Here is a 25,236-nt window from a genome sequence, read left to right on the forward strand (position 1 = left end):
GGGATGGAAACCGGCCAGTCGAAGAAGGGGACGAGGCCGGGACACAAATCGGGGGTTACCCGGTCTAGGCGTTGGGGCCGCGTGTGCTTGTGGCTGCGGACTCCACCGACTCATCCTGCTGGGTGGCGTCGCTGCCGTGTTGCGTGGAATCGGAATCGGTGTGGTCAGATCCTACATCAGCTGATTCGACATCCGTGTCGTCGTCAGCGTCCGGATCCGGGCGTTGCCACGCTCGGCCGGGCAGGTAGGGGCTGAGTTCGGCACCCGTGTGCCGCCTGCGCTGCACCAGGATGATGATGAGCCCGACAATGACGGCGGCGAATGCCGCCCACACGTTGGTGCGGATGCCCAGGAGGATCTCGCTCGGGTCGACGCGAATCGACTCGAAGAAACTGCGCCCGACGCCGTACCAGATCAGGTAGACGCCGAATGCCTTGCCCCAGCGCAGATTGATCTTGCGCTCCAGGAACAGGATGACGGCAATCCCGGCGAGGTTCCAGATGATCTCGTACAGGAAAGTGGGGTGGAAGAGGGTTCCCTCTGGCAGGCCGACGGGGAAAGCCGGGTTGTCCTGACTGATCTCGAGTCCCCACGGAAGAGTGGTCGGGAGACCGAAGAGCTCATTGTTGAAGTAGTTGCCGAGTCGGCCCATCGCCTGGGCGAGGAGCATCCCGGGAGCCAGGGCGTCCGCGAATGACCAGAACCTGATGCCCGTCATCCTGGAGCCGATGTACGCGCCGACGGCACCACCGAGGAGTGCGCCGAAGATGGCGTTCCCGCCTTCCCAGATGTAGAGAGTGCGCAACAGGTCTGCGCCGTCGTAGAAGTAGTCGCCGGGGTGGGTGAAGACATGGTAAAAGCGGGCGCCGATAATACCGATCGGGACCGCCCAGAGGATAATGTCGAGGACGATTCCCGGCTCTGCACCGCGATTGGTCAGCCGGCGTGAGGTGAAGATCGTTGCGGCGATGATGCCGGCGAGGATGCACAGGGCGTAGTAGTGGATGGTGAACGGACCGAGCTCGAAGAAGCGCCACTCCGGACCGGGGCTCGGGATGCTCTGGATTACCTGCAGCACTGACACCTGTGTAATACCTTTCGTCGTGACGCGTGGTCACCCGCGGCCGTGGCGGATCGCCCCGGCCAATTTACCCTAGTTCGAAGCGGCCGCGTCGCGGGTGCCCGCCGAGAGCTCCCCGGCCAGCCGGCCGAGCGCATCCACGCCACCGTCGGCCAGCGCCCTGACCAGGGCGGACCCAACGATGGCGCCGTCTGCGTACGCCAGGATCTCGCGGACCTGGTCTGCCGTTGAGATCCCAAGGCCCACGCAGGCACTGGTAGAACCTGCCGAACGCAGTCGTTCGACGAGGATGCGTGCCGCAGAGTCGACGTCTGTCCGTGCACCGGTGATTCCCATGGTCGAGACAGCGTAGACGAATCCCCGGCTGGCATCGACGGCCTGGGTGAGCCTGGCGTCGGACGACGACGGCGCGGCAAGGAAGACCCGGTCGAGTCCGGTTCTCTCGCTGGCGGCGAGCCAGTCGTGCGCTTCGTCCGGGATGAGGTCTGGAGTGATGAGGCCGGCGCCACCTGCAGCGGCCAGATCGTCGGCGAACCGGTCGACGCCGTACTGCACGACGGGATTCCAGTAGGTCATGACCAGCACCGGTGCATCGACCTGGGCAGTGATGGCGGTGATCGCCTCGAAACCGTGTCGCAGTCGGAAACCACCGGCGAGAGCCTTCTGTGTGGCCGCCTGGATCACCGTGCCGTCCATCACCGGGTCGGAGTAAGGCAGTCCGAGTTCGATCACGTCAACGCCGTTCTGGGCGAGCGCGACGGCCGCGTCGATGCTCTCCGCCAGGCTGGGGAAGCCGACGGGAAGATAGCCGATCAGTGCGCCGGAACCGGCCTCCTTGCGCAGCGCAATCCTGCGTTCAACAGGACTCGCTGCTGCCGGACTCTGTGCCGATGAATTCTGCGCCGGCGGATTCTGCGCATCCGGGTTCATGATTGTGTCGCACCTTCGTCGAGCAGGTCGAAGTAGCGACCAGCGGTTTCCATGTCCTTGTCGCCGCGGCCACTGAGGTTGACCAGGATGGTGCTGTCCTTGCCGAGCTCCCGGCCAAGCTTCAGCGTGCCGGCGAGGGCGTGGGCAGACTCGATCGCCGGGATGATCCCCTCCGTGCGGCTGAGCAGCCGGAACGCGTCCATCGCTTCCGCATCGGTCACCGGGCGGTACTCGGCCCGACCGATGCTCGCGAGCCAGGAGTGCTCCGGACCAACCCCGGGGTAATCCAGCCCCGCGGAAATGGAATGGGACTCGATGGTCTGCCCGTCTTCGTCCTGCAGCAGGAAACTGCGGGCGCCGTGCAGCACGCCGGGGCGCCCCTTGGTGATGGTTGCGGCGTGCCTCGGCGTGTCGATTCCCTCACCCGCTGCCTCGAAACCGTACAGGCCGACCTCTGGGTCGTCGAGGAACGCGTGGAAGATGCCGATGGCGTTCGATCCGCCGCCGACGCAGGCCGTGACGGCGTCGGGGAGACGACCGGTGAGCTCAAGGACCTGGCCGCGGGCTTCCTCTCCGATGATCTTCTGGAAGTCCCGCACCATGGCGGGGAACGGATGCGGGCCGGCGACAGTTCCGAATATGTAGTTGGTGTTGCCGACGTTGGTGACCCAGTCGCGCATGGCGTCGTTGATGGCGTCTTTCAGGGTACGGGACCCGGTCGTGACGGGCACGACTTCGGCGCCGAGCAGGCGCATGCGGGCAACGTTGAGTGCCTGACGCTCGGTGTCGACTTCGCCCATGTAGATCACACAGTCGAGCCCGAACAGTGCCGCGGCGGTTGCCGTGGCGACGCCGTGCTGGCCTGCGCCGGTTTCCGCGATGACCCTGGTCTTGCCGATTCGTCTGGTGAGCAGCACCTGGCCGAGCACATTGTTGATCTTGTGCGACCCGGTGTGGTTCAGATCTTCACGCTTCAGTATGACGCGGGCTCCCCCGGCGTGCGCGGCGAAGCGCGGGACTTCCGTGATGATCGACGGTCGGCCGGTATAGCTGCGGTGCAGTTCGCCCAGCTCTGCGGCGAACGCCGGGTCAGTGCGAGCGAGGGCGTACTCCTCGGTCAGTTCGTCCAGCGCCGCGATGAGCGATTCGGGGACAAAACGGCCGCCGAACTCGCCGAAGTATGGACCGGATTCAGTTCGTAAAGACATCAGACCGCCAGGAATTCTTCGAGGGTGCGAACAGGGTCACTCGTGACCAGGGCTTCGCCGACGAGAACCACGTCTGCGCCGGACTGGCGGTAATGGGCGACGTCTGCTGCCGTCTTCACCGCAGACTCCGCGACCCTGATGACACCGGATGGGATCCGATCCGCCAGCTGGCCGAAGAGGTCCTGGTCGAGTTCGAACGTTGAGAGGTTACGGGCATTCACGCCGACCAGCTCCGCGCCGATGTCGAGGGCGCGGGAGATCTCCTCCGCGCTGTGCGTCTCGACCAGCGCGGTCATCCCCAGTTCACGGATGAGTCCGTGCAGCGACAACAGGGTTGGCTGGTCGAGTGCTGCGACGATCAGCAGCACCAGGTCGGCGCCAGAGGCCCTGGCTTCGAACACCTGGTACGGATCGCCGATGAAGTCCTTGCGCAGAACGGGCACGGTCACCGCAGCGCGCACCTGTTCGAGGTCGTCGAGCGACCCTCCGAAACGGCGACCCTCTGTCAGCACGCTGATGGCACTCGCCCCACCGGCCTCGTAGGAGACGGCGAGGGCCGCGGGGTCGGCAATCTCCGCCAGGGCACCGCGAGAGGGGCTGGCGCGCTTGACCTCGGCGATGATCTTGACCTGATCTGCAGGAGCGAGCGCGGCCAGCGCGTCAAGCGCAGCCGGGCGCTCAGTTGCGGCAGTCTCGACGACCGTGGCAGGCCTGGCCTGTCTACGCTCCTCGGCGTCGGCGAGGGCACCGGCCAGGAGTTCGTTCAACACCGGGTCAGTGGCTCGTCGATGACGAGCTGTTGGCGCCGTAGCCGACACGAGCCATGATCCAGCCAACGATCAGTCCGGCGACCAGCAGCGCAGCGGACGCCCAGACCAGCCATTGCATATCCAAGAAGAAAGCGACGGTGCCGATGACAAACGCCACCAGCATGATCGTGACAGCGGTCCATGCCGCCAGCGAGTGCCCGTGACCAGGGTCGACTGACTCGATGCTCATTGTTCTCCTTCTGCGTGACAGTGCCCTCCAAGTCTAGCGGGGGCCAGTCGTTGGTCCGGTCGTCGGTCCAGTCGTCGGGTCGGTCGTCGGATCGGTCGTCGGATCGGTCGTCGGGTCGTCGCCGCGGCTCAGCTCATCCCAGTCGTCGACAGCGTCGTGGCTTCGGTCGTCTTCCTGGTCGCTCACCGGCTCAAAACGGGTCGCCTGGTATCGCTTGGTGGGGCCCTGCCACCGGCGGGCGGAGAAGACGATTCCGAGGCCCGCGATCACCATGATGCCGGCCGCGAGGATCGCGATCCAGGGCCAGAAAGTCGGTGCCGGGTCGACGGTGCCGATCAGGGAGGACTCCTTGCCTGCGATTCCCGTGAGCGCGGTGTATGCGGCGGCGCTGGCCGCGGAGGGGTCGACTATCGCCGAGATGGCCGAGATGAACACCGAGACCCCGAGCAGGACCTCCAGAATGCCGAGGATGATGCGGATGATCACACCAGCGATGCTGAGGGCGCCCGCAAGAGCCAGCCCTGCCAGTGCGAGTGCAGTCAAGGCAGGGGCAGCGTGGGCGCCGTCGACCGCGAGCGGCTGCATCGCCCCACCGTGCCCGGCGATGGCAACCTGGGCGTTGATCCAGACCTGCGTCCAGGCGAGCAGCGCCAGTGCGCTGGCGAGTAGCACGGCGACGATGAGCCCGAGTTTGAGCCGACGACTGCCCGCGGCATTCGTTCGCAGGGGCTTCGCTGTGTCGGACATCTACGACACTCGCCGCATGGCGTTGGCCACCGCGACGGCCCGCAGCGGGGCGGCCGCCTTGTTCTGCGACTCCTGGTACTCCGATGCCGGGTCGGAGTCGGCGACAAGGCCGCCACCTGCCTGCACGCGGGCGACTCCGTCTGCGATGGTGGCGGTGCGGATCGCGATTGCGAGGTCGGCGTCGCCGGCGAAGCCGAAGTAGCCGACCACTCCCCCATACACGCCGCGCTGAACGGGTTCGAGCTCGTCGATGATCTCGAGGGCCCGTGGTTTCGGCGCGCCGGAGAGCGTGCCGGCTGGGAAAGTCGCCCGAAACACGTCGATCGCGTCCTGTCCTGGACGGATATCGCCTTCGACAGAGGAGACGAGATGCATGATGTGGCTGAACCGCTCGATGCGCATGAACTCGGTCACCTCAACGGAACCGGCCGTGCACACCTTGAGCAGGTCGTTGCGCGCCAGGTCGACCAACATCAGGTGTTCTGCGCGTTCCTTCGGGTCTCCAGCGAGTTCTGCCTCGTAGTCTGCGTCGGCTTCCGGGGTCGCCCCGCGCGGCTTAGAGCCGGCTATCGGATGCGTGAACGCGCGTCCGTTCTGCACCTTCACGAGGGCTTCTGGTGACGAGCCGACAATCCAGTACGGGTCGCCGGCCGGGGACTCGAGGCTGAGGAGATACATGTATGGGCTGGGGTTCAGGCTGCGCAGCACCCGGTACACATCGATCGGATGCGCGGTGCACTCCTGGTCGAAGCGCTGCGAGACCACAACCTGGAAGATGTCGCCGTCGACGATGTACTGCTTTGACGTCTCGACAGCGGCCAGGAAGTCTGCGCGTTCCGTGCGGTTGACGGGCGAGGCAGGCGTCGACAGGTCAACCTCAGCGAGCCAGGCTTCGCCGGGTTGTGCGAGCCTTCGCTGCAGTGAATCGAGGCGTTCCTGTGCGCCGGACCAGAGGGCATCCGTCGAATCGGTATCGTCGTTCAGCACGTTGGCGATGAGCTGGACGGTGCCGTACTTATGGTCGAGGACGACGAGGTCGGCAACAAAGCTGAATGCTTGCCCTGGCACGTCGTAGTCGGCCGGCGGCTGGTTCGGGAGCCGCTCGAGCTGGCGAATCGCCTCCCAGCCAATGAAGCCGACGAGACCGCCGGTGAGCGGCGGGTGGCCGGGCAGCCTCGGTGTCTGCCAGCGCTGGAACAGGTGGGCGAGCACGTCGAGCGGGCCACCGGATGCCGCATCGCCGATTGCACGCTCTGCGCTGATTCCATAGTCGAGCCAGCGAGCCGCATCGCCCTCCTGGCTGAGCACGCCGAAGGAGGAGACGCCGACAAAGGAGAATCGCGACCAGATGCCGCCCTGCTCTGCCGATTCGAGCAGGAAACTGCCGGGCACACCGTTCGCGAGTTTGCGGAAGATGCCGACCGGCGTCTCGCCGTCTGCGAAGAGTTCGCGGATGACCGGAATCACCCGGTACTCGTCGATCAGTGCACGGAACTGACCTTCGGTAGTGGAGCCGGTGCTCGGTTCGGCTGCGGGACTCACGATGAACTCTCCCCTGGCAAAACGACCACATCAACTGCTCGGCCGTCGAAACACGTGTGGGTTCCGGTGTGGCAGGCCGCACCGATCTGGTCCACCTTCACCAGGAGGGTGTCGCCGTCGCAGTCAAGCGCGGCGGAACGCACAAACTGCACGTTTCCCGAGGTGTCGCCTTTTCGCCAGTATTCCTGCCTGCTGCGCGACCAGAAGGTCACGCGGCCCTCGGTCAGCGTTCGTCGCATCGCTTCGCGGTCCATCCAGCCGAGCATGAGCACCTCGCCGGTGTCCCACTGCTGAATGACAGCGGGCAGGAGGTCACCCGTGGAGAAGACGGCCCGGTCGAGATCCTGTTCTGTCGTCATGTTCGTACCACCATTCCGGCATCCGTCAGCTCTCGCTTGACGTCGCCAACCGTCAGTTCCGCGTTATGGAAGACCGACGCAGCCAGAACTGCATCGGCGCCGGCAGAGATGGCAGGCGGGAAGTCCGCGGCCTTCCCCGCTCCACCAGAGGCGATGACGGGCACTCTGCTGATGGCGCGCATCGCCTCGATAAGTTCGATGTCGAAACCCTGTTTGGTGCCGTCGGCGTCGATCGAGTTCACCAGAAGCTCGCCAACGCCACGTTCGATCGAGGCCGCCGCCCACTCGAGTGCGTCGAGGTCGGTCTCTGTGCGACCGCCGTGGGTGGTGACGACAAAACCGGATGCGGTTCGCTCACTTCTCTTCACGTCGAGTGAGAGCACCAGAACCTGCGCGCCGTACCGATCGGCGATCTCGTTGATCAGCCCTGGCCGACTTATCGCCGCACTGTTCACCCCGACCTTGTCTGCGCCGCTGGCCTGGAGTCTCGCGACGTCATCAACGCTGCGGATGCCGCCTCCGACGGTGAGCGGGATGAACACCTGTTCCGCCGTCGCCCGCACCACGTCGTAGGTTGTCGAACGGTTGTCGACAGTTGCCGTGACATCGAGGAAGGTGAGTTCGTCTGCGCCCTGCTCGTAGTAGCGCTTGGCGAGCTCGACCGGATCCCCGGCGTCGCGGAGGTTCAGGAAGTTGACACCCTTCACGACGCGACCGGCGGCCACGTCGAGGCAGGGGATCACACGTACAGAGAGGCTCATGACTACAACCGGGCGTTGTGGATCGTACTGATCAGGATGGCGCGGGCTCCGAGGTCGTACAGCGAGTCCATCACCAGATTCATGTCGACGCGCGGGATCATCACCCTGACCGCGACCCAGTCCGGGTCGTGCAGGGACGATACGGTCGGAGACTCCATTCCAGAGGCCAGAGCGGCCGCCTCATCGAGCTTGGCGAGCGGAATGTCGTAGTCCATCATCACGTACTGCCTGGCGACCACCACTCCCTGAAGTCGGCGCAGCAGGGTGGAAATGCCGGGATTGTCGTTGGCCGAGCTGATGAGCACCGCTGTTGACACGAGGATGACCGGGCCGAAGATCTCCAGGCCGGCCTTTCTCAGCGTTGAGCCGGTGGAGACGACGTCGGCCACGGCATCCGCAACGCCCAACTGCACAGCAGATTCGACGGCTCCGTCGAGGGTGACCAACTCGACGCTGACGTCGTGTTCTGCGAGAAATGTCTCGACCAGGCCCGGAAAACTGGTCGCGACGCGGAGTCCGGTCATGTCGGAGAGTTCACGGAAGCGGCCAGCCGGCCCGGCGAACCGGAAGGTGGAGTCGCCGAAGTCGAGGCTGGCGATCTCGAGGGCTGGAGAGTGAGAGTCGAGGAGGAAGTCACGGCCGGTGATTCCGACGTCGAGTGCGCCTGAGCCGACATAGGTGGCGATGTCGCGCGGGCGCAGATAGAAGAATTCGACGTCGTTGCGTGGATCGGAAACGACGAGGTCGCGCGGGTCGCTGCGGCCGGTGTAACCGGCTTCGAACAGCATCTGGGCGGCGATTTCGGACAGAGTGCCCTTGTTGGGGACGGCGATTCTGAGCATGAGTTACTTTCTGCGCTGAGTGGTCTACGTGGTCATCTGGGGTGCGTCAGCACTGTGTTCATCAGTACGGTGTTCATCAGTACGGCGCCAGATCACAGATGTCGGTACACATCGGCGGGGGTGAGCCCCTTCGCGAGAAGCAGGACTTGCAGGTGGTAGAGCAGCTGTGAGATCTCTTCCGCGGTCTCCTCGTCGCTCTGGTACTCCGCGGCCATCCAGACCTCTGCGGCCTCTTCCACGATCTTCTTGCCGATCGCGTGCACCCCGGCGTCCAGTTCACGCACGGTGCCTGAGCCTTCCGGCCTGGTGCGCGCCTTCTCCTGGAGCCCGGCGAAGAGGTCGTCGAAAGTTTTCACCTCTACAGGCTACTAGTGCGCGTGCGAGTGGGCAGTCGCCGTTTCACGGAGCCGGGTGACCTGTTCCGCCGGATCACCGGTCGCGAAGATGCTGGAGCCGGCAACGAAGGTGTCTGCGCCTGCCTCGGCCGCTATCACGATCGTCTTCTCATTGATACCGCCATCGACCTGCAACCACACATCAAGTCCCCGTTCACGGACGACGTCAGCGACCGTGCGGAGTTTCGGCATCACGGACTCCTGGAACCTCTGACCGCCGAAGCCGGGTTCGACGGTCATGATCAGGATCTGATCGAATTCGTCGATGTGATCGAGGTACCCAGTGACATCGGTTCCCGGCTTCAGGGCGATGCCCGCGTGGGCGCCGAGAGAACGAAGAGTACGAGCCAGCGCAACGGGTTCCTGGGTTGCCTCGGCATGGAAGGTGACAAAGGACGCGCCGACCTCGGCATAGCCTGGGGCGAACCGGTCGGGATCGTCGATCATGAGGTGCACGTCGAGCGGAAGGGGTGACACCTCTTGCAATCGCTTGACCATCTGAAGCCCGAACGTGAGGTTCGGCACAAAATGGTTGTCCATGACGTCGACGTGCACCAGATCAGCGGTGGGAATGCTGTTCAGCTCACGCTCGAAATTGACAAAATCGGCGGCGAGAATACTCGGATTGATCCTGATCGGCATGGCCTTCACTTTACCGGGCGCGTCAGCGGCATCCGCAGGTCAGGCCGTGCGCTCGAGGAGGGTGATGAACATAGCGTCGGTGCCGTGGCGGTGCGGCCAGAGCTGCACGCTGCCGGAATCACCCGCCAGATCGAGCTCGTTCCGCGCGATCCCTTGCACGATAGCCGCCGTGTCGAGCGTGCGAACGCTCTCGCCCCATGACTTCAACGCGGTCGCCACGATCCCCTGTGTCTCCCCGAGGTGCGGCGAGCAGGTCACATAGGCGAGGATCCCGCCGACCTTCAGCGCGTGGAGCGCCGAATCGATCAACTCCGACTGCAGAACGGACAGCGCCGCGACATCCGTCGGCTGCTTGCGCCAGCGTGCCTCTGGTCGCCGGCGCAATGCGCCGAGCCCGGTGCACGGTGCATCAAGGAGGATGCGGTCGAAGGTGTCTGGGTGACTGGCGCCGACACCCGTGCCGTCCAGCTCCCAGACCGGCACCTCCTCCGGCAGTGCAGCGAGAGCGTTCCGCACCAGGCCGGCGCGCGCAGGAATGAGCTCGTTCGCGAACAGTTTTGCTCCACCCCGCCGTGCCTCAGCACCGAGCAACACGGCCTTGCCTCCCGGGCCGGCGCAGAGGTCGAGCCAGCGTTCGCCAGCAGCGATTGGCCTCGCCCTGCTCAGACTGAGTGCCGCGAGTTGCGAGCCTTCGTCTTGAACCCTGACGCGCCCTGCGTACTCCGTGACAAGCTCAAGCGGGTCTCCCCCGGCCAGCGTGAAACCGACCGGAGAATAGCGGTCTGCCTCACCGAGACCGTGGGTCGGGCCAGTGGCGGCCGCGTCGCCGTCGTCTGCCTCGACCCCGGAAAGTCCGGGAAGCACAACCATGTTCACCCGTGGTGCAGCGTTGTCTGCAGCAAGGAGATCGGCCAGCTCGTTCTCCCGCCCCTCTGCCCTGAGCGCCTGCCGGAACGCCCGCACCACCCAGACCGGGTGAGAGTGTTCGGCCGCGAATGCCTCGTCTTCGTTCTTCGCACCGGCCAGCACTTGCTCACGCCATTCATCAGCACTGGTGCGGGAGATTGCTCGAAGCACACCGTTGCAGAACCCGGTCGCCGACCGCGAGCCGACCTGCCTGGCCAGAACAACCGACTCGTTCACGGCCGCGTGGGTTGCCACCCGCGTTGCGAGCAACTGGTGGGTTCCGAGGCGCAGCACGTCGAGTATCGCCGGGTCGATCGACGTCACCGGCCTCGCCGCGGCCAGCGAGATCACCCGATCGTAGAAACCCTGCATCCGCAGGGTTCCGTAGGTGAGCTCGGTGGCCAGGGCCGCGTCTGCCTGGCTGAGGCGCGCCCGTTTGATCTTTGTCGGCAGCAGCAGATTGGCGTAGGCGTCGGAGTCACCGACTGCGGCAATGACCTCGTAGGCGATTCGCCTGGCCGGCTGTACAAACTCCCCGGTGCGTGATTGCGCTCGGCCGTGTTCACGGCCGCGTTCAGGACCGCGCGCGGAGCCGTTGCCCACAGTCTGCCCAGTGCCTTTGCCCCGTGACTCGCTCTTCTCGCTCACTCTGCGCTCACTTCCCGCGCGCCGACCCCGCGCCACCAGTCTGCGGCAAGCATCGGCCTCTTCCCGGCCGGCTGCACTCGGAGAATCTCGATCGGGTCGGATCCGGTGCCGGCAAGAACCCGCTGGTCGACGCGGCGAATCACGCCGGGTGGCAGCGCCTCAAGACCGGTCGCCAGTACCGTTTCGAGGAGCTTGAAGCGGTCTTGGCCGACCAGTGTGAACGCGCCTGGCTCTGGAGTCACGCCCCTCACGCGGTTGTGCACGGATGACGCGGGCTCGGACCAGTCGACCCTCGCGTCATCGAGGGTCAGCTTCGGCGCCAGCGTCACTTCACCCCGCTGCGAGTGCGAAACCGCGGTGCCGACGGCGAGGGAGTTCACCACTCCGAGGAGCAGGTCGGCCCCGGTGTGGCTCAATGCGTCGAGCAACGAGCCGGCGGTCGCTCGCTCGTCGATCGGCATCGTGTTGGTTGCGAACACGTCTCCCGCATCGAGCTCCGGCACCAGCTGGAACACGGCCGCACCGGTTACCTCGTCACCGGCGATGACTGCGCGCTGCACCGGCGCGGCGCCCCGCCAGCGCGGCAGCAGCGAGAAGTGCAGGTTGATCCAGCCCAGTCGCGGAGCAGAGAGCAGGGGTTCACGCACGAGACCGCCGTAAGCCACAATGACTCCGAGGTCTGCACCCAGGGTGGCAATCGTTGCCGTTGCTGCGTCATCCAGGCGGTTGGTCTTCACGATGCCGAGCCCGAGTTCGGCTGCTGCCAGCGCCACCCGCGACGGGGTCAGCACCCGCTTCCGCCCGAGCGGCGCGTCGGCGCGAGACACCACGGACACGATCTCGTGATCGGACGCGGCCAGGGCAAGAAGGCTCGGCACGGCAGCGGCCGGAGTACCGGCGAAAACGAGTTTCATTCAGAGCAGCTCCGGGTCGTCGAATCGTATTCTGAGTGTAGGTGCCGCACGGCCGGCACCGCCTTTCGGCCTGCGACGTCGACTCGCGTTCCGCACGACGGCCGCCTTGAGCGAAGCGGCGACGGCATCGCCCTCCGAATAGGCAAAGCGCACGATGGCCCGCACCATTCCCGGCTCACTGGTCACCGGTCCGAGCACGTCGACACTCGGCCCCTGAGCCAGATCGCCCAGCGCCGCTTGCACGTCGCTTTCTGCGCCGGTGACGGATGCGATGCGTACGGCAGGCGGAAATCGGAGCGTCTGCCGGTCGGCGAGTTCACGTGCCGCGTAGGCATCCGGTCGCCAGGAGTTCAGCGCCCGCGCCAGGCCGCCACCGACTCCGACCAGCACAACGGGGGCACCTGGCGCTGCAAGTGCAGCAGCGTTCGCCCACCAGCGAAGACAGTCCTCCCCCACTCTCAATGACTCCCTGGCCAGCATCCGTTCGCCGTCAAGCAGGAGGATCGCACGGTACCCACCCGCTGGGATTGGTTCCGCTCCGCGGGTGGCGATCACCAGGGCGGGCTCGCTGCCGATCTGCTGCACCGGGTGGTCACCATCGGCGATCAGCACGCGCACGCCCGGAAAACCGCGGCCGAGCTCTTCTGCTGTTCGGCCTGCACCAACTGTCACCAGACGGTAGGTGCGGCCTTCGCAGTGCGCGCACGTCCAGTCGGCAGCCAGCGCTCCGCACCAGCGGCACGACGGCATGGCCCCCCTGGATGCGAGACCGAGCGGGCCCTGGCACCGCGTGCACCTCGCCGAGTGTTTGCAGCTCTGGCAGGCCAGAACCGGCGCGTAACCGGGGCTGGCCACCTGCACCAACACGGGACCGTTCTCGAGTGCCGCTTTTGCCGCCTGCCACGCCGCCGTCGGAATGCGCGCGATCCTGGCGTACTCATCCGCTGGATTCTGCATCTCGGTCGGGATCACCTTCGGGTGCACGGCGCGTTCTGGCCGCACGTCGCTCAGCCACCCGAGCTCGACGAGCCGCTGGGCCTCAACGCTCCGGGACTGGCCGAGTAGCACGAGGCCGCATCCGGTCTGCTCCTGTCGTACTAGCGCGGCGTCCCGTGCGTGCACGTACGGACTCAGCGGCTCGGCATGCAGCGGGTCACCGTCATCCCACAGCGCGATCAGCCCGAGGTTCTCGGCCGGGGCATACACAGCAGACCGATTGCCGAGAACGATGCGCGGCTGCCCCGCCAGGCAAGCGAGAAATGCCCGGTATCGATCGGGATTCGACTGGCGCGCATCGACGCGGCTCACTGTTTCGGCCGGCACCAGGGCGTCGAGTGCTGCCTGTACCTGGTCCTGGTCGCGGTAGTCGGGCACCACCACAATGGCCGTGCGACCCGTTGCAACGGTCGCGGCGGCAAGCTCCGCCATGGTGCGAGCCCAGGCCCCGATGGTCTTCCCGTCGGCCAGTGGCACCAGTTTTGGCACAGCGGCAACCGCCAATCTGTGGCCGTCGAGCGCCCGCGCCAGTGTCCCCGGTTCGTAGTCGGTGAATTGAGGCACAGAGGTTTGTGCCTCGGGGGTTCGCACCTCGGTGGTTTGTGCCTCGGGGGTTTGTGCCTCTGCCGCGGCCAGCCACGCCTTCTCGACCCGCACCTGTCTGGGTGGAATCGCCAGTCGCAGAACGTCACTCGCTGTTCCCGCCGCGCGGTCCGCCACCCGGCGCGCCAGCTGCCAGACGCCGGGGCTCAGCACCGGCACCGCGGAGACGACAGACTCAAGCGGGCTCAGCGTGCCGCGGAAGGGCGCATCCGTCGACCCGGCCGAAGCACCTTGCTCGCCGGCAGTGCTTTCATCGGCGCTGTTTTCATCGGCCGCAACGACCTCGACCAGGTAGCCGGCTGCCGTACGTCCGGCCTGCCGAAATGGCACGGTGACCCGCACTCCCGGCCGGGCTGTTCCGGAAAGCTCATCGGGGATTCGATAGTCGAAAAGGTGGTCAAGCTGTGGCAACGGAGAGTCGATCAGCACCCGCGCGATGCGCCCGGTGCCCGTCATAGTGCTGTCACCTCGTGCTGTGCCACCACGTGCTGTGCCTCATCGGTCAGAGTCCGGCTGCGCTTTTCAGCTCGTCCACCCGGTCGAGACGCTCCCAGGTGAAGTCGGGAAGCTCGCGACCGAAGTGGCCGTAGGCGGCCGTCTGGGCGTAGATCGGCCGCAGCAGGTCGAGCGAACGGATGATGGCGGCCGGTCGCAGGTCGAACACCTCGTTGATTGCGCGGGAGATCTGCTCGTCTGGCAGCGCACCGGTTCCGAACGTCTCCACGTAGAGCCCGACCGGTGCCGACTTGCCGATGGCATAGGCGATCTGCACTTCGAGGCGCTCCGCAAATCCGGCGGCGACGGCGTTCTTGGCCAGCCAGCGCATGGCGTAGGCAGCTGAGCGGTCCACCTTCGACGGGTCTTTACCGCTGAACGCTCCCCCGCCGTGGCGGCTGGCACCCCCGTAGGTGTCAATGATGATTTTGCGCCCGGTCAGCCCGGCGTCTCCCTGCGGCCCACCGATCTCGAAGCGACCGGTGGGATTGATCATGACCTTCAACGCCGTCGAGTCAAGTTCAACGCCGGCAAGCACCGGCCGGATCACGAGTTCTTCGACTTCGGCGCGCAGGCGGTGTGTCGACACGGACGGCGCATGCTGCGTCGACAGCACCACGGTGTCGACGGTACGGGGCACAGAACCCTCGTACCCGATGGTGACCTGTGTCTTGCCATCCGGGCGCAGGTACGTCAGCTCTCCAGACTTGCGCACGGCGGCGAGGCGCTCAGCCAGGCGATGTGCGATCCAGATCGGTATCGGCATCAGCGACGGGGTCTCCGTGGTGGCGTACCCGAACATGATTCCCTGATCGCCTGCACCCTGGCGGTCGAAGTCATCGACGCTGTCTTCCTCGCGAGTCTCGTAGGCATCGTCCACACCCTGCGCAATGTCGGGTGACTGGCCGCCGATGGAGATCTCGACACCGCAGGAACGCCCGTCGAACCACACGTCAGAGGAGTTATAACCGATGTCAGTGATGCACTTTCGCACGATCGAGGGAATCTCCACGTACGCCTTCGTCGACACCTCTCCGGCAACATGCACGAGCCCGGTTGTGACAAGCGTCTCAACAGCCACACGACTGTTCGGGTCTTCGGCCAGGAGCGCGTCGAGAATCGAATCAGAGATCTGGTCGCAGATCTTGTCTGGGTGTCCTTCGGTCACGGACTCAGAAGTGAAGAGGCGAAGTTCAGTCATGGTGCCCGTCTCTGCTCAGGAACAAATGTTCAATGGAACGGATGCCGGATGCGAGTGGTGCGCTCGCACTGCGTGTTCAGACTCGAAGACGGCCTGTTTCGCACTGGCGGACCTAGGTCCCGGCAACCACATCAAGTATGCGGTCGGCCACCGACATCTTGCTCCCGGCGGCCTCTGCCACTATATCGCCGCCTCGATCGAGCACCAGGACCCGGTTGTCGTCTACGGCGAACCCCTCCTGCCAGCCGACACGGTTGATGACGAGGAAATCGCATCCCTTTCGCACGAGCTTCGCGCGCCCGATCTCCAGCAGTCGATCGTCATCGGGTTCGGTCTCCGCTGCAAATCCGACGATCAGCTGGTTGCCGCTTCGAGTCGCGACAAGACCGGCCAGGATGTCCGGGTTCTTCACGAGTTCAAGCGTGAGGGTGTCACCGGTCTCCTCCTTGCGAATTTTGCCCTGGCGCACCTCTGTGGGTCGGTAGTCTGCGACGGCCGCGGCCATGATCACCAGGTCGGCTTCGCGCGCCGCCTCGTCCATGGCTTCCTGCAGTTCGAGTGTTGTCCCGACGTTGATTGTCCGCCGAAGACCATCCGGAACCGCGACCTCCAGGTTCGCGCCGATCAGCGTGACGGATGCCCCGCGTGCACCAGCGGCAGTCGCCAGGGCGACGCCCTGCTTCCCGCTGGAGCGGTTTCCGAGGAATCGCACGGGATCCAGCGGCTCCCTGGTGCCGCCGGCACTGATCACAACGCGCTTGCCCGCGAGGTCGCCCACCGTACCGGAGCCTGAATCGCGACCTTCCGTTGCGAGGACAGCTGTGGCGGCCTCAACGATCTCGTCCGGCTCACTCATTCGTCCTGGGCCGGTGTCCGACCCAGTGAGCCGGCCGGAGCCCGGGCCGACGATGGTCACGCCGCGCGAGCGAAGTGTCGCAATGTTGGCGACCGTTGCCGGGTTGTTCCACATCTCGGTGTGCATCGCCGGAGCAATGACGAGCGGCGCCGTACTGGCGAGAACGGCATTCCCCAACAGGTCGTCTGCCAGCCCCGTGGCGAGCTTTGCGATGGTGTTCGCCGTCGCCGGCGCGATCACGATGAGGTCGGCCGATTGGCCGATGGCAACGTGACGCACCTCTGCGACGCCCTCGTAGAGGTCAGAGTGCACCGGGTTTCGGGAGATCGCCTCCAGGGTGGGCTTGCCGATGAACCGGAGCGCGGCATCCGTCGCCACAACGTGCACGGAGTGACCCTGCAGCACAAATGCTCGCACGACACTCACCGCCTTGTACGCCGCAATACCGCCGGCGATTCCGACGACGATCGTGCGATGCTGCGACACCCGGTCTCCGGCAGGGAAGCTTATTCGGCGGGAGTGGTCGGAACGAGGGGACGCGCGATGAGCTTGTCCTCGTTGATCTCGCGCAGTGCGACCGAGAGCGGCTTGTCGTCGATGGTCGAGTCGACCAGGGGTCCGACGTTGTCGAACAGGCTGCCCTCGTGCAGGTCTGCATAGTAGTCATTGATCTGACGCGCACGCTTCGAGGCGAAGATCACGAGCGCGTACTTGGAATCAACTTTGGAGAGCAGGTCGTCGATGGGCGGGTCGATGATGCCGGTGGGCTTGGTGGCCATGGTGAAACTCCTTCAGTGCTGCGAATCGCAGCATAACCGTGTACCGAAATGGGCACACAACCGGGGAAAAAGCACGTTATGGGCGCGCCAATGCCCCGTGAAACTCCATCAAGTCTACGACCTCTCGCGCCGCTTCGCCTGCGTCGGCGTTCACAACGCGATAATCGAACTCCGCCTGGGCCGCCAATTCAAGCTTCGCGGTCTCCAGACGACGTGCCTGTTCCGTGGAATCCTCGGTGTCACGCCCGATCAGGCGACGCACCATCTCTTCCCAGCTCGGTGGCAGCAGGAAGACCAGCCTGGCCTCCGGCATGGCGCGGCGCACGGCTCTGGCACCCTGGAGGTCGATCTCCAGGAGAACGCTCTTGCCTGCAGTGATCGCCTCATCCACCGGTCGCCGCGGTGTACCGTAGCGACTCGCGTTATGCACGACAGCCCACTCCAGCAGCTCGTCAGCTGCGATCATCCGGTCGAACTCGGCGTCATCGACGAAGTAGTAGCTGACACCCTCGACTTCACCCTTGCGCGGCTTTCGCGTTGTCGCTGAAACCGAGAGCAACACGTTCGGGTAGTTTTCGCGAATGTACCCGGCGACGGTGCCTTTGCCCACCGCAGTCGGGCCGGCCAGCACCACGAGGCTTGACAGGCCTGTCCCCCTGCGAGTGGTTGCGCGCGTTGCGAGGTAGTCGCGCAGTCGTTCCCGCTGATGCACGCCGAGTCCGCCCAGTCGCTTGATCGGCGAGATCCCCAGATCGTTCATGATCCGGTGCATCTTGGTCGGCCCGATGGCCGGGATACTGGTGAGCAGTTCGGTCGTTCGAAGGCCGCCCTCGACGCCGTCACGGTCGTTCACGGCGGCGGTCAGTACTTCGAGCGCGCTTCGTTCGCCTGAGGCAACCTGTGCCTTCACTGCGGCGCGCGCACGCCTGGCCGCGACGGCAGCACGAGACGCGGCAGCGCGGTCGACTTCTGGTGGATCGGGGCGCTTATTCGCCATGATCGGCTCCTGCTTCCGTTACCTCATCGATTCTGCGTGCAATCGCCTGCCGAAGACGGTTGGGACCAGCCGACAGTACGCTGCGTGATTCACTTACGATAACGCCTGGCGCGTACCGGCCGAAGATCGCCCCCAGCTCTCGGACCTCAGCGCCCTGGTGGCCGAAGCCGGGGGCAAGCACCGGCGTGAGGGCCGCCGCGGGTGCCCCATCGACATCGCCGGAGACGTTGATTCCGAACTGCGCCAGATCGAGGGTCGCCCCGAGGACGACACCGATCGACCCGAACCGCAGCTGAGTTGTCTGTTTGGCCAGTGCCACCTGCGCATTGTGTTCTGCCACATCAGCGAGGATGCCGGCCGCCACCGACATCCCGGCTCGCGGTCCGGTGGCGACAACGGAGCCTTGCAGCTGGGCGCCTTCCGGATTAGACGTCGCGGCCAGGATGAAAAGCCCCTTGCCGTTGTCTTCGGCCTGCGCGATGACGGAGAGAAGGGAAGCGACGCCCAGGTACGCGTGCACGGTGAGTGCATCGGCCTCAAGGGGCGACCCAGGGGAAAGCCACGCGTCGCCGTACGCCGCAACGCTGGTGCCGAGGTCCCCGCGCTTGCCGTCGGCGATGACCAGGAGTCCCGCTTCCCTTGCATCCGCGAGAACCCGTTCAAGCGCCAGGTAACCTTCGGCGCCGAATCGCTCGAAGAACGCCACCTGCGGCTTGACGATTCCCGCCACGCCGGAGGCGGCCTCGACCACCGTGCGACCGAACGACTCCGCCCCCGAGGCCGTGTCGGGCAGCCCCCATTCGCCGAGCAGCCACGAATGCGGGTCGATCCCCACACAGAATCGACCTCGCTCGGAGAAGGCGGTCTCGACCCGCTCGCCGAACGAGGAAGCGGCGCCGTAGGTCACAGTGCGGTCGACCTCGGTTCCGCTGCTCACAGCGCCGCCGCGGCGATCCCCGCCGCTCGCCTTATCGCGTATTCCTGCAGCGAGGTCACGTCGAATCCGGTCTGCACCGCCTCAAGCGAACCGACGGCAGCGCTGAGCTCGGCGATCGTTGTGAACAGCGGCAGGTCGGCGGCAACCGCTGCTGCACGGATTTCATACCCGTCCGCTCGCGCGGTGCGCCCACCAGGGGTGTTGATGACCACGTGCACCTTTTCGTCACGGATCAGCTCGACGATCGATTCGTCGGCAGCATCGTCTTTCTCGCTGTACTTGCGCACGATTCCCGCCTCGATGCCGTTGCGCTTGAGCACCTCGGCCGTTCCCGCCGTCGCCACGATGGTGTACCCGAGCTGTTGCAGACGAAGAACCGGCAGGATGATGGCGCGTTTGTCGCGGTCGGAGACCGAGACGAACACCGTGCCATCCAGGGGCATCCCGCCGTAGGCTGCGAGCTGGCTCTTCGCGAAAGCGCGGGGGAAGTCGCGGTCGATCCCCATCACCTCGCCGGTCGAGCGCATCTCCGGGCCGAGGACGGAGTCGACGACATCGCCCTCCGGAGTGCGGAAGCGCTTGAACGGGAGCACAGCTTCCTTGACGGCGACCGGTGAGTCCATCGGAACCCGGGACCCGTCAACAAGCGGCAGCTGACCGTCTGCCTTGAGTTCGGCGATGGCCCTGCCGACCATGATCAGCGCTGCCGCTTTCGCGAGCGTGATGCCGAGCGCCTTCGCGACGAACGGCACCGTACGGGATGCGCGGGGGTTTGCCTCGAGCACGTAGAGCACACCCGCGCCGATCGCAAATTGCACGTTGAGGAGCCCCCGCACGCCGATGCCTTCTGCGATGGCGAGAGTCGCGGCGCGCACCCGGTCGATCTCCGCCCGGCCGAGGGTCACCGGCGGAAGGGTGCAGCTCGAGTCACCAGAGTGGATGCCGGCTTCCTCGATGTGCTCCATGACACCGCCGATATAGAGTTCGTGGCCGTCGTAGATCGCGTCGACGTCGATCTCGATCGCGTCGTCGAGGAACCGGTCGACCAGGAGCGGGTGGGAGGGCCCGATGATGCCCTGGCCCTGCATCCTCGTGAAGTAGTCGGCCAGCGACGGGCTGTCGTAGACGATCTCCATGCCGCGGCCACCGAGCACGTAGCTGGGCCGCACCAGCACCGGGTACCCGATCTCTTCAGCAACGGCAACCGCACCGGTGTAGTCCACGGCGGTGCCGTTGCGCGGGGCGAGCAGGCCTGCAGCGTCGAGGATGCGGGAGAACGCGCCGCGCTCTTCTGCCAGGTCGATCGCGTCTGGAGTGGTTCCGAGAATCGGGATGCCTGCGGCTTCAAGGCCCCTGGCGAGGCCGAGCGCAGTCTGGCCGCCGAGTTGCACCACGACGCCGACCAACTCGCCGCTCTGGCTCTCGGCGTGGATCACTTCGAGCACGTCTTCGAGTGTGAGTGGCTCGAAGTAGAGCCGGTCAGAGGTGTCGTAGTCCGTCGAGACGGTCTCCGGGTTGCAGTTGATCATGACCGTCTCGTACCCTGCCGCAGACAACGCGAACGACGCGTGCACGCAGGAGTAGTCGAACTCGACTCCCTGGCCGATCCGGTTCGGTCCTGAGCCGAGGATGACGACTTTCCGGCGGTCACTCGGCAACACCTCGGTCTCCTGGTCGTAACTGGAGTAGTGGTACGGCGTCAGGGCGGGGAACTCGCCCGCACAGGTGTCGACCGTCTTGAACACCGGGCGGATGCCGAGAATATGACGCACCTTCCTGGCATCCGCTTCGCCGAAGCCGCGCAGTTCGCCGATCTGCGCGTCGGAGAAGCCGTGGTCCTTGGCCAGCCGGAGAATGTCGGTATCCAGCGTCTCTGAGGCGCTGACGCTGTCGGCGATCTCGTTGATGAGAACGATCTGGTCGATGAACCATGGATCGATCTTCGTGGCCTGGAAGACCTGGTCGATCGTGGCACCCTTGCGGAGAGCCTGCTGCACCGTGACGATCCGGCCGTCGGTCGGGATCTCGGACTCGATCAACAGCTCGTCGACGGTGCGCGATTCGGCACCCCAGTGGAAGGACGAACCTCGCTTCTCCAGCGAACGGAGCGCCTTCTGCAGGGCTGAGGCGTAGTTGCGGCCGATCGCCATCGCCTCGCCGACCGATTTCATGGTCGTGGTGAGCCTGGCATCCGCTGCAGGGAACTTCTCGAAAGCGAACCGCGGCACCTTGACGACCACGTAGTCCAGCGTCGGCTCGAAGCTGGCCGGGGTCACCTTGGTGATGTCGTTCGGGATCTCGTCGAGGCGGTAGCCGAGGGCGAGCTTGGCGGCGATCTTCGCGATCGGGAAGCCGGTCGCCTTGCTGGCCAGCGCAGAGGAGCGGGACACCCGCGGGTTCATCTCGATGACGATGATGCGGCCGTCGGCTGGGTCGATGGCGAACTGGATGTTGCAGCCGCCGGTGTCGACGCCGACGGCCCTGATGATGTCGATGCCGATGTCGCGTAGCTTCTGGTATTCGCGGTCGGTGAGTGTGAGCGCCGGGGCGACGGTGATCGAGTCGCCCGTGTGCACGCCGACCGGGTCGACGTTCTCGATCGAGCAGACCACAACAGTGTTGTCGGCCGTGTCGCGCATCAGCTCGAGCTCGTATTCCTTCCAGCCGAGGATGGATTCCTCGAGCAGCACCTCGGTCGTCGGGCTCTGGTGCAGACCATCACCGACGATGCGCCGGAGCTCGGACTCGGTGTAGGCGAAGCCTGAGCCGAGCCCGCCCATGGTGAACGACGGGCGCACGACCAGCGGATAGCCGAGGTCTTCGGCGAACCCGACGGCCTCTTCAACGGTCTTGGCGATGTGGGACCGGGCGACCTCGGCCCCGGCCTCGATCACCAGTTCTTTGAAGATCTGGCGGTCTTCACCCTTGTGGATGGCCTCGAACTTGGCGCCGATGAGTTCGACGTCGTACTTCTCGAGGATGCCCATTTCGTGCAGTTGGATCGCCGCGTTCAGTGCCGTCTGGCCGCCGAGCGTCGGAAGGATCGCATCCGGCCGCTCTTTGGCGATGATGGACTCGATGATCTCCGGGGTGATCGGTTCGATGTAGGTGGCATCGGCAAAGTCCGGGTCGGTCATGATCGTGGCCGGGTTGGAGTTGACGAGGATGACGCGCACGCCCTCTTCGCGCAGCACTCGGCAGGCCTGCGTACCCGAGTAATCGAATTCGCAGGCCTGACCGATCACGATCGGGCCGCTTCCGATGACCAGGACGCTGTTGATGTCGTCGCGTTTGGGCATTACTTGGCGTCTCCTGCTCCGGCGGCCGCCGTTCTGGCAACCACCACATCCCTGAACCGGTCGAAAAGATGGTTCGCGTCGTGCGGTCCGGCGGCCGACTCCGGGTGGTACTGCACACTGAATGCGTCGAGATCGAGGCAACGGATGCCCTCGACCACGTTGTCGTTCAGGCTGTAGTGGCTCACCTCGACCCTGCCGAATCCCTCACGGGACTCGCTGATTCCCTCGATCGGCATGTCGACGGCGAAACCATGGTTCTGCGAGGTGATCTCCACCCGACCCGTGGTCTTGTCGAGCACCGGCTGGTTGATCCCCCGGTGGCCGAACGGCAGCTTGTATGTGCTGAACCCGAGGGCGCGGCCGAGCAGCTGATTGCCGAAACAGATGCCGAAATACGGCACACCGGCCCGGAGCACCTCACGCAGCAATCTGACGTGCGCTTCGGATGCCGCCGGGTCGCCAGGGCCGTTCGAGAAGAACAGGGCGGACGGTTTCAGACTCAGCACATGCTCAGCGGTCACCGACTGTGGCAACACCAGCACTTCGAACCCACGCTCGGCAAGATAGTTCAGGGTCGAGGTCTTGACTCCGAGGTCGAGCACGGCAACGGAGCCGATGCGCTCGCCTACCGCCGGCAGGGAGAACGGCTCGACGGTCGACACGTCGTCAGAGAGATTGCGCCCGCGCATCTGCACGCCACCCTGCACCAGGTCGAGCTGTTCAGAGTCCGACAGGCCGAACCGGTCACCGGAGAAAATACCGGCACGCATGGCACCCTGCGAGCGGATGTGTCGGGTCACCGCGCGCGTGTCGATGCCGCTGATCCCCACCACGTCGCCAGCTTCGAGATCGTCATCGAGACTGCGCTGGGCGCGATAGTTCGACACTATGCGGGAAGGATCACGCACGACAAAGCCCGACACCCAGATTCGTCTGGATTCCTGGTCCTCGTCGTTCACACCGGTATTGCCGATGTGTGGCGCCGTCATCAGCACGATCTGTCCGGCGTACGACGGGTCGGTCAGGGTCTCCTGGTAACCGGTCATACCGGTGGCGAAGACGATCTCACCGAGGGTCTGGCCGAGCGCTCCGTAGGTGTTGCCCACGTATCGCGAGCCGTCTTCGAGGACGAGTACGGCCGGTGCGGTGGTGGTGGGGTAGCTCACGCTAGACCTCGCTTTCGGTACTGGCATCCTGGCCTGTCGGCGTGGGTGCGTTGGAGCTGGGTGTAATGGACTGAGGCGCGATGGAGGTGATGGCGGTCACGATCCGCTCGCGCCCGGCCGGATCGGTGATGCGGAAGTAACTGTCGACCTGACGATGATCGTCACCTGGGAGCATCCAGCCGAGCAGCACAAGCCCTCCGGGTTCGACCGCGCGGTCGATCGTCCAGGTCGCGTCGGTGAGGGCGTCGATGGCACCGGCAGGAACGAAGAAGGCCTCTTCGCCATCCAGGTTCAGGACGAGCCCTTCACCTGTGACGAGCAGCTCACCGTGGGCCCGAAAAGCGAGCCCGCGCACGGCCAGGCGCTCGAGGGGAACGTCTCGCGGAGTGGTCGCGACGTAGTAGACGTCTGCGCGCGCCAGTTCGGGCGACAACTCGGTGGGCAGCGGATGCCCAGCAGGCACGTCGGCGTCTCGTGCGCTTCGGCGTCGCCAGCCGCGCCACATGAGCGCGAGCAGGCCGATCAGAACGAGAGCGACGATGATGCCGGGAAGGATCCTATCCACGCGGAGACTCCCGCCCGGCGTCGGCAATCAGGCTGGCATCCTGCAGCTGGCCGTTCAGAACCGTCGGATAGCCCCGGTGGAAGGTCGAAACAACCCGGCCAGGAAGCGTCACGCCGAGGTACGGAGAATTCACTCCCTTGCCTGACAGGTCGTCGGTTCCGAAGACGCGATTCACCGCAGGGTCGTACAGCGTGAGTTCGGCTGGAGCGCCGGCAGCCAGCGAATGGCCCTGGCCTTCAATCCTGCCGATCCTCGCCGGTGTCTGCGACAGAACCCTCGCGACATCCGCCCAGTCGAGAAGCCCGTTGGCGACCACGGAAGCGTGCACGACCGAAAGCGCCGACTCGAGCCCGACCATTCCGTTCGCCGCGGCATCCCATTCACAGTCCTTGGCTTCGACCGGGTGCGGTGCATGGTCTGTGGCGACGATGTCGATCGTGCCGTCGGCCAGGCCGGCCCGCAGCGCCTCGGTGTCTTCCCGGCGACGAAGCGGCGGGTTGACCTTGTACCTGGCGTCGTAGCCGGCGATCAAGTCCTCGGTCAGTAGCAAGTGGTGGGGCGTGACCTCGGCCGTCACGTCGATGCCCCGGGCTTTGGCCCAGCGGATCACATCGACAGAGCCGGCGGTCGAGACGTGGCAGATATGCAGCCGCGAGCCGACGTGCTCTGCGAGCAGCACGTCCCTGGCGATGATCGATTCTTCAGCCACAGCCGGCCACCCGGCAAGTCCGAGTTCCCCAGACAGTGCGCCCTCGTTCATCTGTGCGCCTTCAGTGAGGCGCGGCTCCTGCGCGTGCTGGGCGACGACTCCGCCGAATGCCTTCACATATTCGAGGGCTCTGCGCATCAGGAGCGGATCAGACACACAGAATCCGTCGTCGGAGAACACCCGCACACGCGCGCGGCTTGCGGCCATGGCGCCGAGCTCGGCGAGGCTCTGACCCTTCAGACCGACGGTGACGGCACCGATCGGTTGCACAGTGACGTAGCCGGCCGCCTCACCGAGCGCGAGAACCTGCTCGACAACTCCTGCGGTGTCCTGCACCGGCGACGTGTTCGCCATCGCGAAGACACTCGTGAACCCGCCGCGGGCTGCGGCCTGGCTCCCGGTGAGGACCGTCTCGCTCTGCTCGTAACCCGGCTCGCGGAGGTGCGTGTGCAGGTCGACAAGGCCAGGAAGCGCGACCAGTCCGTCGGCATCGATCCTGGTTGCGCCGGCTGCCGAGATGCCGGTGCCGATCTCGTCAATACGCCCATCGGCGAGCAGAATGTCTGCACGCGTACCGTCCGGCAGCGCGGCCCCGCCGATCAGGTAGTTCGTCGGCACAGTGTGGGTGGGCAGGTCACGCGTCGGCAGACTTGGGGTTG

24 protein-coding genes are annotated in these 25,236 nt (G+C 65.5%); all 24 read right to left on the bottom strand.

Features of this window, described 5'->3' with window-relative positions; all coding sequences use genetic code 11:
* Positions 1-64: 64 nt before the first annotated feature.
* Positions 65-1,084: a prolipoprotein diacylglyceryl transferase gene (gene lgt / locus K323_RS25285; protein WP_022885113.1), complete on the bottom strand. Its 1,020-nt coding sequence runs from the start codon at positions 1,082-1,084 to the stop codon at positions 65-67.
* 69 nt (positions 1,085-1,153) lie between these two features.
* Positions 1,154-2,011, bottom strand: coding sequence for a tryptophan synthase subunit alpha (gene trpA, locus K323_RS0109825; RefSeq protein WP_022885114.1), 858 nt, complete (start codon positions 2,009-2,011; stop codon positions 1,154-1,156).
* Complete coding sequence (gene trpB, locus K323_RS0109830; RefSeq protein ID WP_022885115.1) at positions 2,008-3,219, bottom strand: tryptophan synthase subunit beta; 1,212 nt, start codon at positions 3,217-3,219, stop codon at positions 2,008-2,010. Before trpB ends, trpA begins: the two co-directional genes overlap by 4 nt.
* Positions 3,219-3,989 carry an indole-3-glycerol phosphate synthase TrpC gene (gene trpC, locus K323_RS0109835; protein WP_022885116.1) on the bottom strand — a complete coding sequence of 257 codons (771 nt, stop codon included), beginning with the start codon at positions 3,987-3,989 and terminating at the stop codon, positions 3,219-3,221. Before trpC ends, trpB begins: the two co-directional genes overlap by 1 nt.
* A 4-nt stretch (positions 3,990-3,993) precedes the next feature.
* A complete protein-coding gene (locus K323_RS0109840) occupies positions 3,994-4,218 on the bottom strand; it encodes a DUF6704 family protein (protein WP_022885117.1) in 225 nt (74 codons plus the stop codon).
* A 33-nt stretch (positions 4,219-4,251) separates the two neighbouring features.
* Positions 4,252-4,965, bottom strand: coding sequence for a Trp biosynthesis-associated membrane protein (locus K323_RS25290; protein ID WP_022885118.1), 714 nt, complete (start codon positions 4,963-4,965; stop codon positions 4,252-4,254).
* A complete protein-coding gene (locus K323_RS0109850; RefSeq protein ID WP_425402275.1) occupies positions 4,966-6,450 on the bottom strand; it encodes an anthranilate synthase component I in 1,485 nt (494 codons plus the stop codon).
* Positions 6,451-6,503: 53 nt separating this feature from the next.
* Entirely contained in the window at positions 6,504-6,866 is a 363-nt protein-coding gene (gene hisI / locus K323_RS0109855) for a phosphoribosyl-AMP cyclohydrolase (RefSeq protein ID WP_022885120.1), read from the bottom strand.
* A complete protein-coding gene (hisF, locus tag K323_RS0109860) occupies positions 6,863-7,627 on the bottom strand; it encodes an imidazole glycerol phosphate synthase subunit HisF (protein WP_022885121.1) in 765 nt (254 codons plus the stop codon). The genes hisI and hisF overlap by 4 nt, the downstream gene beginning before the upstream one ends.
* Before the next feature lie 2 nt (positions 7,628-7,629).
* The gene (gene hisG / locus K323_RS0109865) at positions 7,630-8,469 is read right to left on the bottom strand and encodes an ATP phosphoribosyltransferase (RefSeq protein ID WP_022885122.1); all 840 of its coding nucleotides are present in this window, start codon (positions 8,467-8,469) and stop codon (positions 7,630-7,632) included.
* 92 nt (positions 8,470-8,561) lie between these two features.
* Positions 8,562-8,825: a phosphoribosyl-ATP diphosphatase gene (locus K323_RS0109870; protein ID WP_022885123.1), complete on the bottom strand. Its 264-nt coding sequence runs from the start codon at positions 8,823-8,825 to the stop codon at positions 8,562-8,564.
* 12 nt (positions 8,826-8,837) lie between these two features.
* Positions 8,838-9,506, bottom strand: a complete 669-nt coding sequence (gene rpe, locus K323_RS0109875) for a ribulose-phosphate 3-epimerase (RefSeq protein WP_022885124.1) — start codon at positions 9,504-9,506, stop codon at positions 8,838-8,840.
* 39 nt (positions 9,507-9,545) lie between these two features.
* A complete protein-coding gene (locus K323_RS0109880) occupies positions 9,546-11,060 on the bottom strand; it encodes an RsmB/NOP family class I SAM-dependent RNA methyltransferase (protein WP_084697157.1) in 1,515 nt (504 codons plus the stop codon).
* Entirely contained in the window at positions 11,057-11,974 is a 918-nt protein-coding gene (gene fmt / locus K323_RS0109885; protein WP_022885126.1) for a methionyl-tRNA formyltransferase, read from the bottom strand. Before fmt ends, K323_RS0109880 begins: the two co-directional genes overlap by 4 nt.
* The gene (locus K323_RS0109890) at positions 11,975-14,029 is read right to left on the bottom strand and encodes a primosomal protein N' family DNA-binding protein (protein WP_022885127.1); all 2,055 of its coding nucleotides are present in this window, start codon (positions 14,027-14,029) and stop codon (positions 11,975-11,977) included.
* 46 nt (positions 14,030-14,075) lie between these two features.
* The gene (gene metK / locus K323_RS0109895; RefSeq protein ID WP_022885128.1) at positions 14,076-15,269 is read right to left on the bottom strand and encodes a methionine adenosyltransferase; all 1,194 of its coding nucleotides are present in this window, start codon (positions 15,267-15,269) and stop codon (positions 14,076-14,078) included.
* Between the two features lie 112 nt (positions 15,270-15,381).
* Complete coding sequence (gene coaBC, locus K323_RS0109900; RefSeq protein ID WP_022885129.1) at positions 15,382-16,611, bottom strand: bifunctional phosphopantothenoylcysteine decarboxylase/phosphopantothenate--cysteine ligase CoaBC; 1,230 nt, start codon at positions 16,609-16,611, stop codon at positions 15,382-15,384.
* Between the two features lie 20 nt (positions 16,612-16,631).
* Complete coding sequence (gene rpoZ / locus K323_RS0109905) at positions 16,632-16,904, bottom strand: DNA-directed RNA polymerase subunit omega (RefSeq protein WP_022885130.1); 273 nt, start codon at positions 16,902-16,904, stop codon at positions 16,632-16,634.
* 76 nt (positions 16,905-16,980) lie between these two features.
* Entirely contained in the window at positions 16,981-17,901 is a 921-nt protein-coding gene (gmk, locus tag K323_RS0109910) for a guanylate kinase (RefSeq protein WP_022885131.1), read from the bottom strand.
* Positions 17,891-18,838, bottom strand: coding sequence for an orotidine-5'-phosphate decarboxylase (pyrF, locus tag K323_RS0109915; protein WP_022885132.1), 948 nt, complete (start codon positions 18,836-18,838; stop codon positions 17,891-17,893). The genes gmk and pyrF overlap by 11 nt, the downstream gene beginning before the upstream one ends.
* Positions 18,835-22,137 carry a carbamoyl-phosphate synthase large subunit gene (carB, locus tag K323_RS0109920; protein WP_022885133.1) on the bottom strand — a complete coding sequence of 1,101 codons (3,303 nt, stop codon included), beginning with the start codon at positions 22,135-22,137 and terminating at the stop codon, positions 18,835-18,837. The genes pyrF and carB overlap by 4 nt, the downstream gene beginning before the upstream one ends.
* On the bottom strand, positions 22,137-23,330 hold the full coding sequence (carA, locus tag K323_RS0109925) for a glutamine-hydrolyzing carbamoyl-phosphate synthase small subunit (RefSeq protein ID WP_051147313.1): 1,194 nt from the start codon (positions 23,328-23,330) through the stop codon (positions 22,137-22,139). The genes carB and carA overlap by 1 nt, the downstream gene beginning before the upstream one ends.
* Positions 23,305-23,868 (bottom strand): PH-like domain-containing protein, encoded by a 564-nt coding sequence (locus K323_RS0109930; protein ID WP_022885135.1) that lies wholly within the window; start codon positions 23,866-23,868, stop codon positions 23,305-23,307. Before K323_RS0109930 ends, carA begins: the two co-directional genes overlap by 26 nt.
* The gene (locus tag K323_RS0109935; protein ID WP_033372833.1) at positions 23,861-25,195 is read right to left on the bottom strand and encodes a dihydroorotase; all 1,335 of its coding nucleotides are present in this window, start codon (positions 25,193-25,195) and stop codon (positions 23,861-23,863) included. Before K323_RS0109935 ends, K323_RS0109930 begins: the two co-directional genes overlap by 8 nt.
* Positions 25,196-25,236 lie beyond the last annotated feature (41 nt).

The organism is Glaciibacter superstes DSM 21135, assembly GCF_000421145.1.
Classification (GTDB): domain Bacteria; phylum Actinomycetota; class Actinomycetes; order Actinomycetales; family Microbacteriaceae; genus Cryobacterium; species Cryobacterium superstes.

What these genes read in the sequence shown, in the direction of transcription:
- trpA (WP_022885114.1), bottom strand. Translation starts at nt 2,011, where the DNA reads ATGAACCCGGATGCGCAGAATCCGCCGGCGCAGAATTCATCGGCACAG.
- trpB (WP_022885115.1), bottom strand. Translation starts at nt 3,219, where the DNA reads ATGTCTTTACGAACTGAATCCGGTCCATACTTCGGCGAGTTCGGCGGC.
- K323_RS0109840 (WP_022885117.1), bottom strand. Translation starts at nt 4,218, where the DNA reads ATGAGCATCGAGTCAGTCGACCCTGGTCACGGGCACTCGCTGGCGGCA.
- K323_RS25290 (WP_022885118.1), bottom strand. Translation starts at nt 4,965, where the DNA reads ATGTCCGACACAGCGAAGCCCCTGCGAACGAATGCCGCGGGCAGTCGT.
- hisI (WP_022885120.1), bottom strand. Translation starts at nt 6,866, where the DNA reads ATGACGACAGAACAGGATCTCGACCGGGCCGTCTTCTCCACGGGTGAC.
- hisF (WP_022885121.1), bottom strand. Translation starts at nt 7,627, where the DNA reads ATGAGCCTCTCTGTACGTGTGATCCCCTGCCTCGACGTGGCCGCCGGT.
- hisG (WP_022885122.1), bottom strand. Translation starts at nt 8,469, where the DNA reads ATGCTCAGAATCGCCGTCCCCAACAAGGGCACTCTGTCCGAAATCGCC.
- rpe (WP_022885124.1), bottom strand. Translation starts at nt 9,506, where the DNA reads ATGCCGATCAGGATCAATCCGAGTATTCTCGCCGCCGATTTTGTCAAT.
- fmt (WP_022885126.1), bottom strand. Translation starts at nt 11,974, where the DNA reads ATGAAACTCGTTTTCGCCGGTACTCCGGCCGCTGCCGTGCCGAGCCTT.
- K323_RS0109890 (WP_022885127.1), bottom strand. Translation starts at nt 14,029, where the DNA reads ATGACGGGCACCGGGCGCATCGCGCGGGTGCTGATCGACTCTCCGTTG.
- metK (WP_022885128.1), bottom strand. Translation starts at nt 15,269, where the DNA reads ATGACTGAACTTCGCCTCTTCACTTCTGAGTCCGTGACCGAAGGACAC.
- rpoZ (WP_022885130.1), bottom strand. Translation starts at nt 16,904, where the DNA reads ATGGCCACCAAGCCCACCGGCATCATCGACCCGCCCATCGACGACCTG.
- gmk (WP_022885131.1), bottom strand. Translation starts at nt 17,901, where the DNA reads ATGGCGAATAAGCGCCCCGATCCACCAGAAGTCGACCGCGCTGCCGCG.
- carB (WP_022885133.1), bottom strand. Translation starts at nt 22,137, where the DNA reads ATGCCCAAACGCGACGACATCAACAGCGTCCTGGTCATCGGAAGCGGC.
- carA (WP_051147313.1), bottom strand. Translation starts at nt 23,330, where the DNA reads ATGCCAGTACCGAAAGCGAGGTCTAGCGTGAGCTACCCCACCACCACC.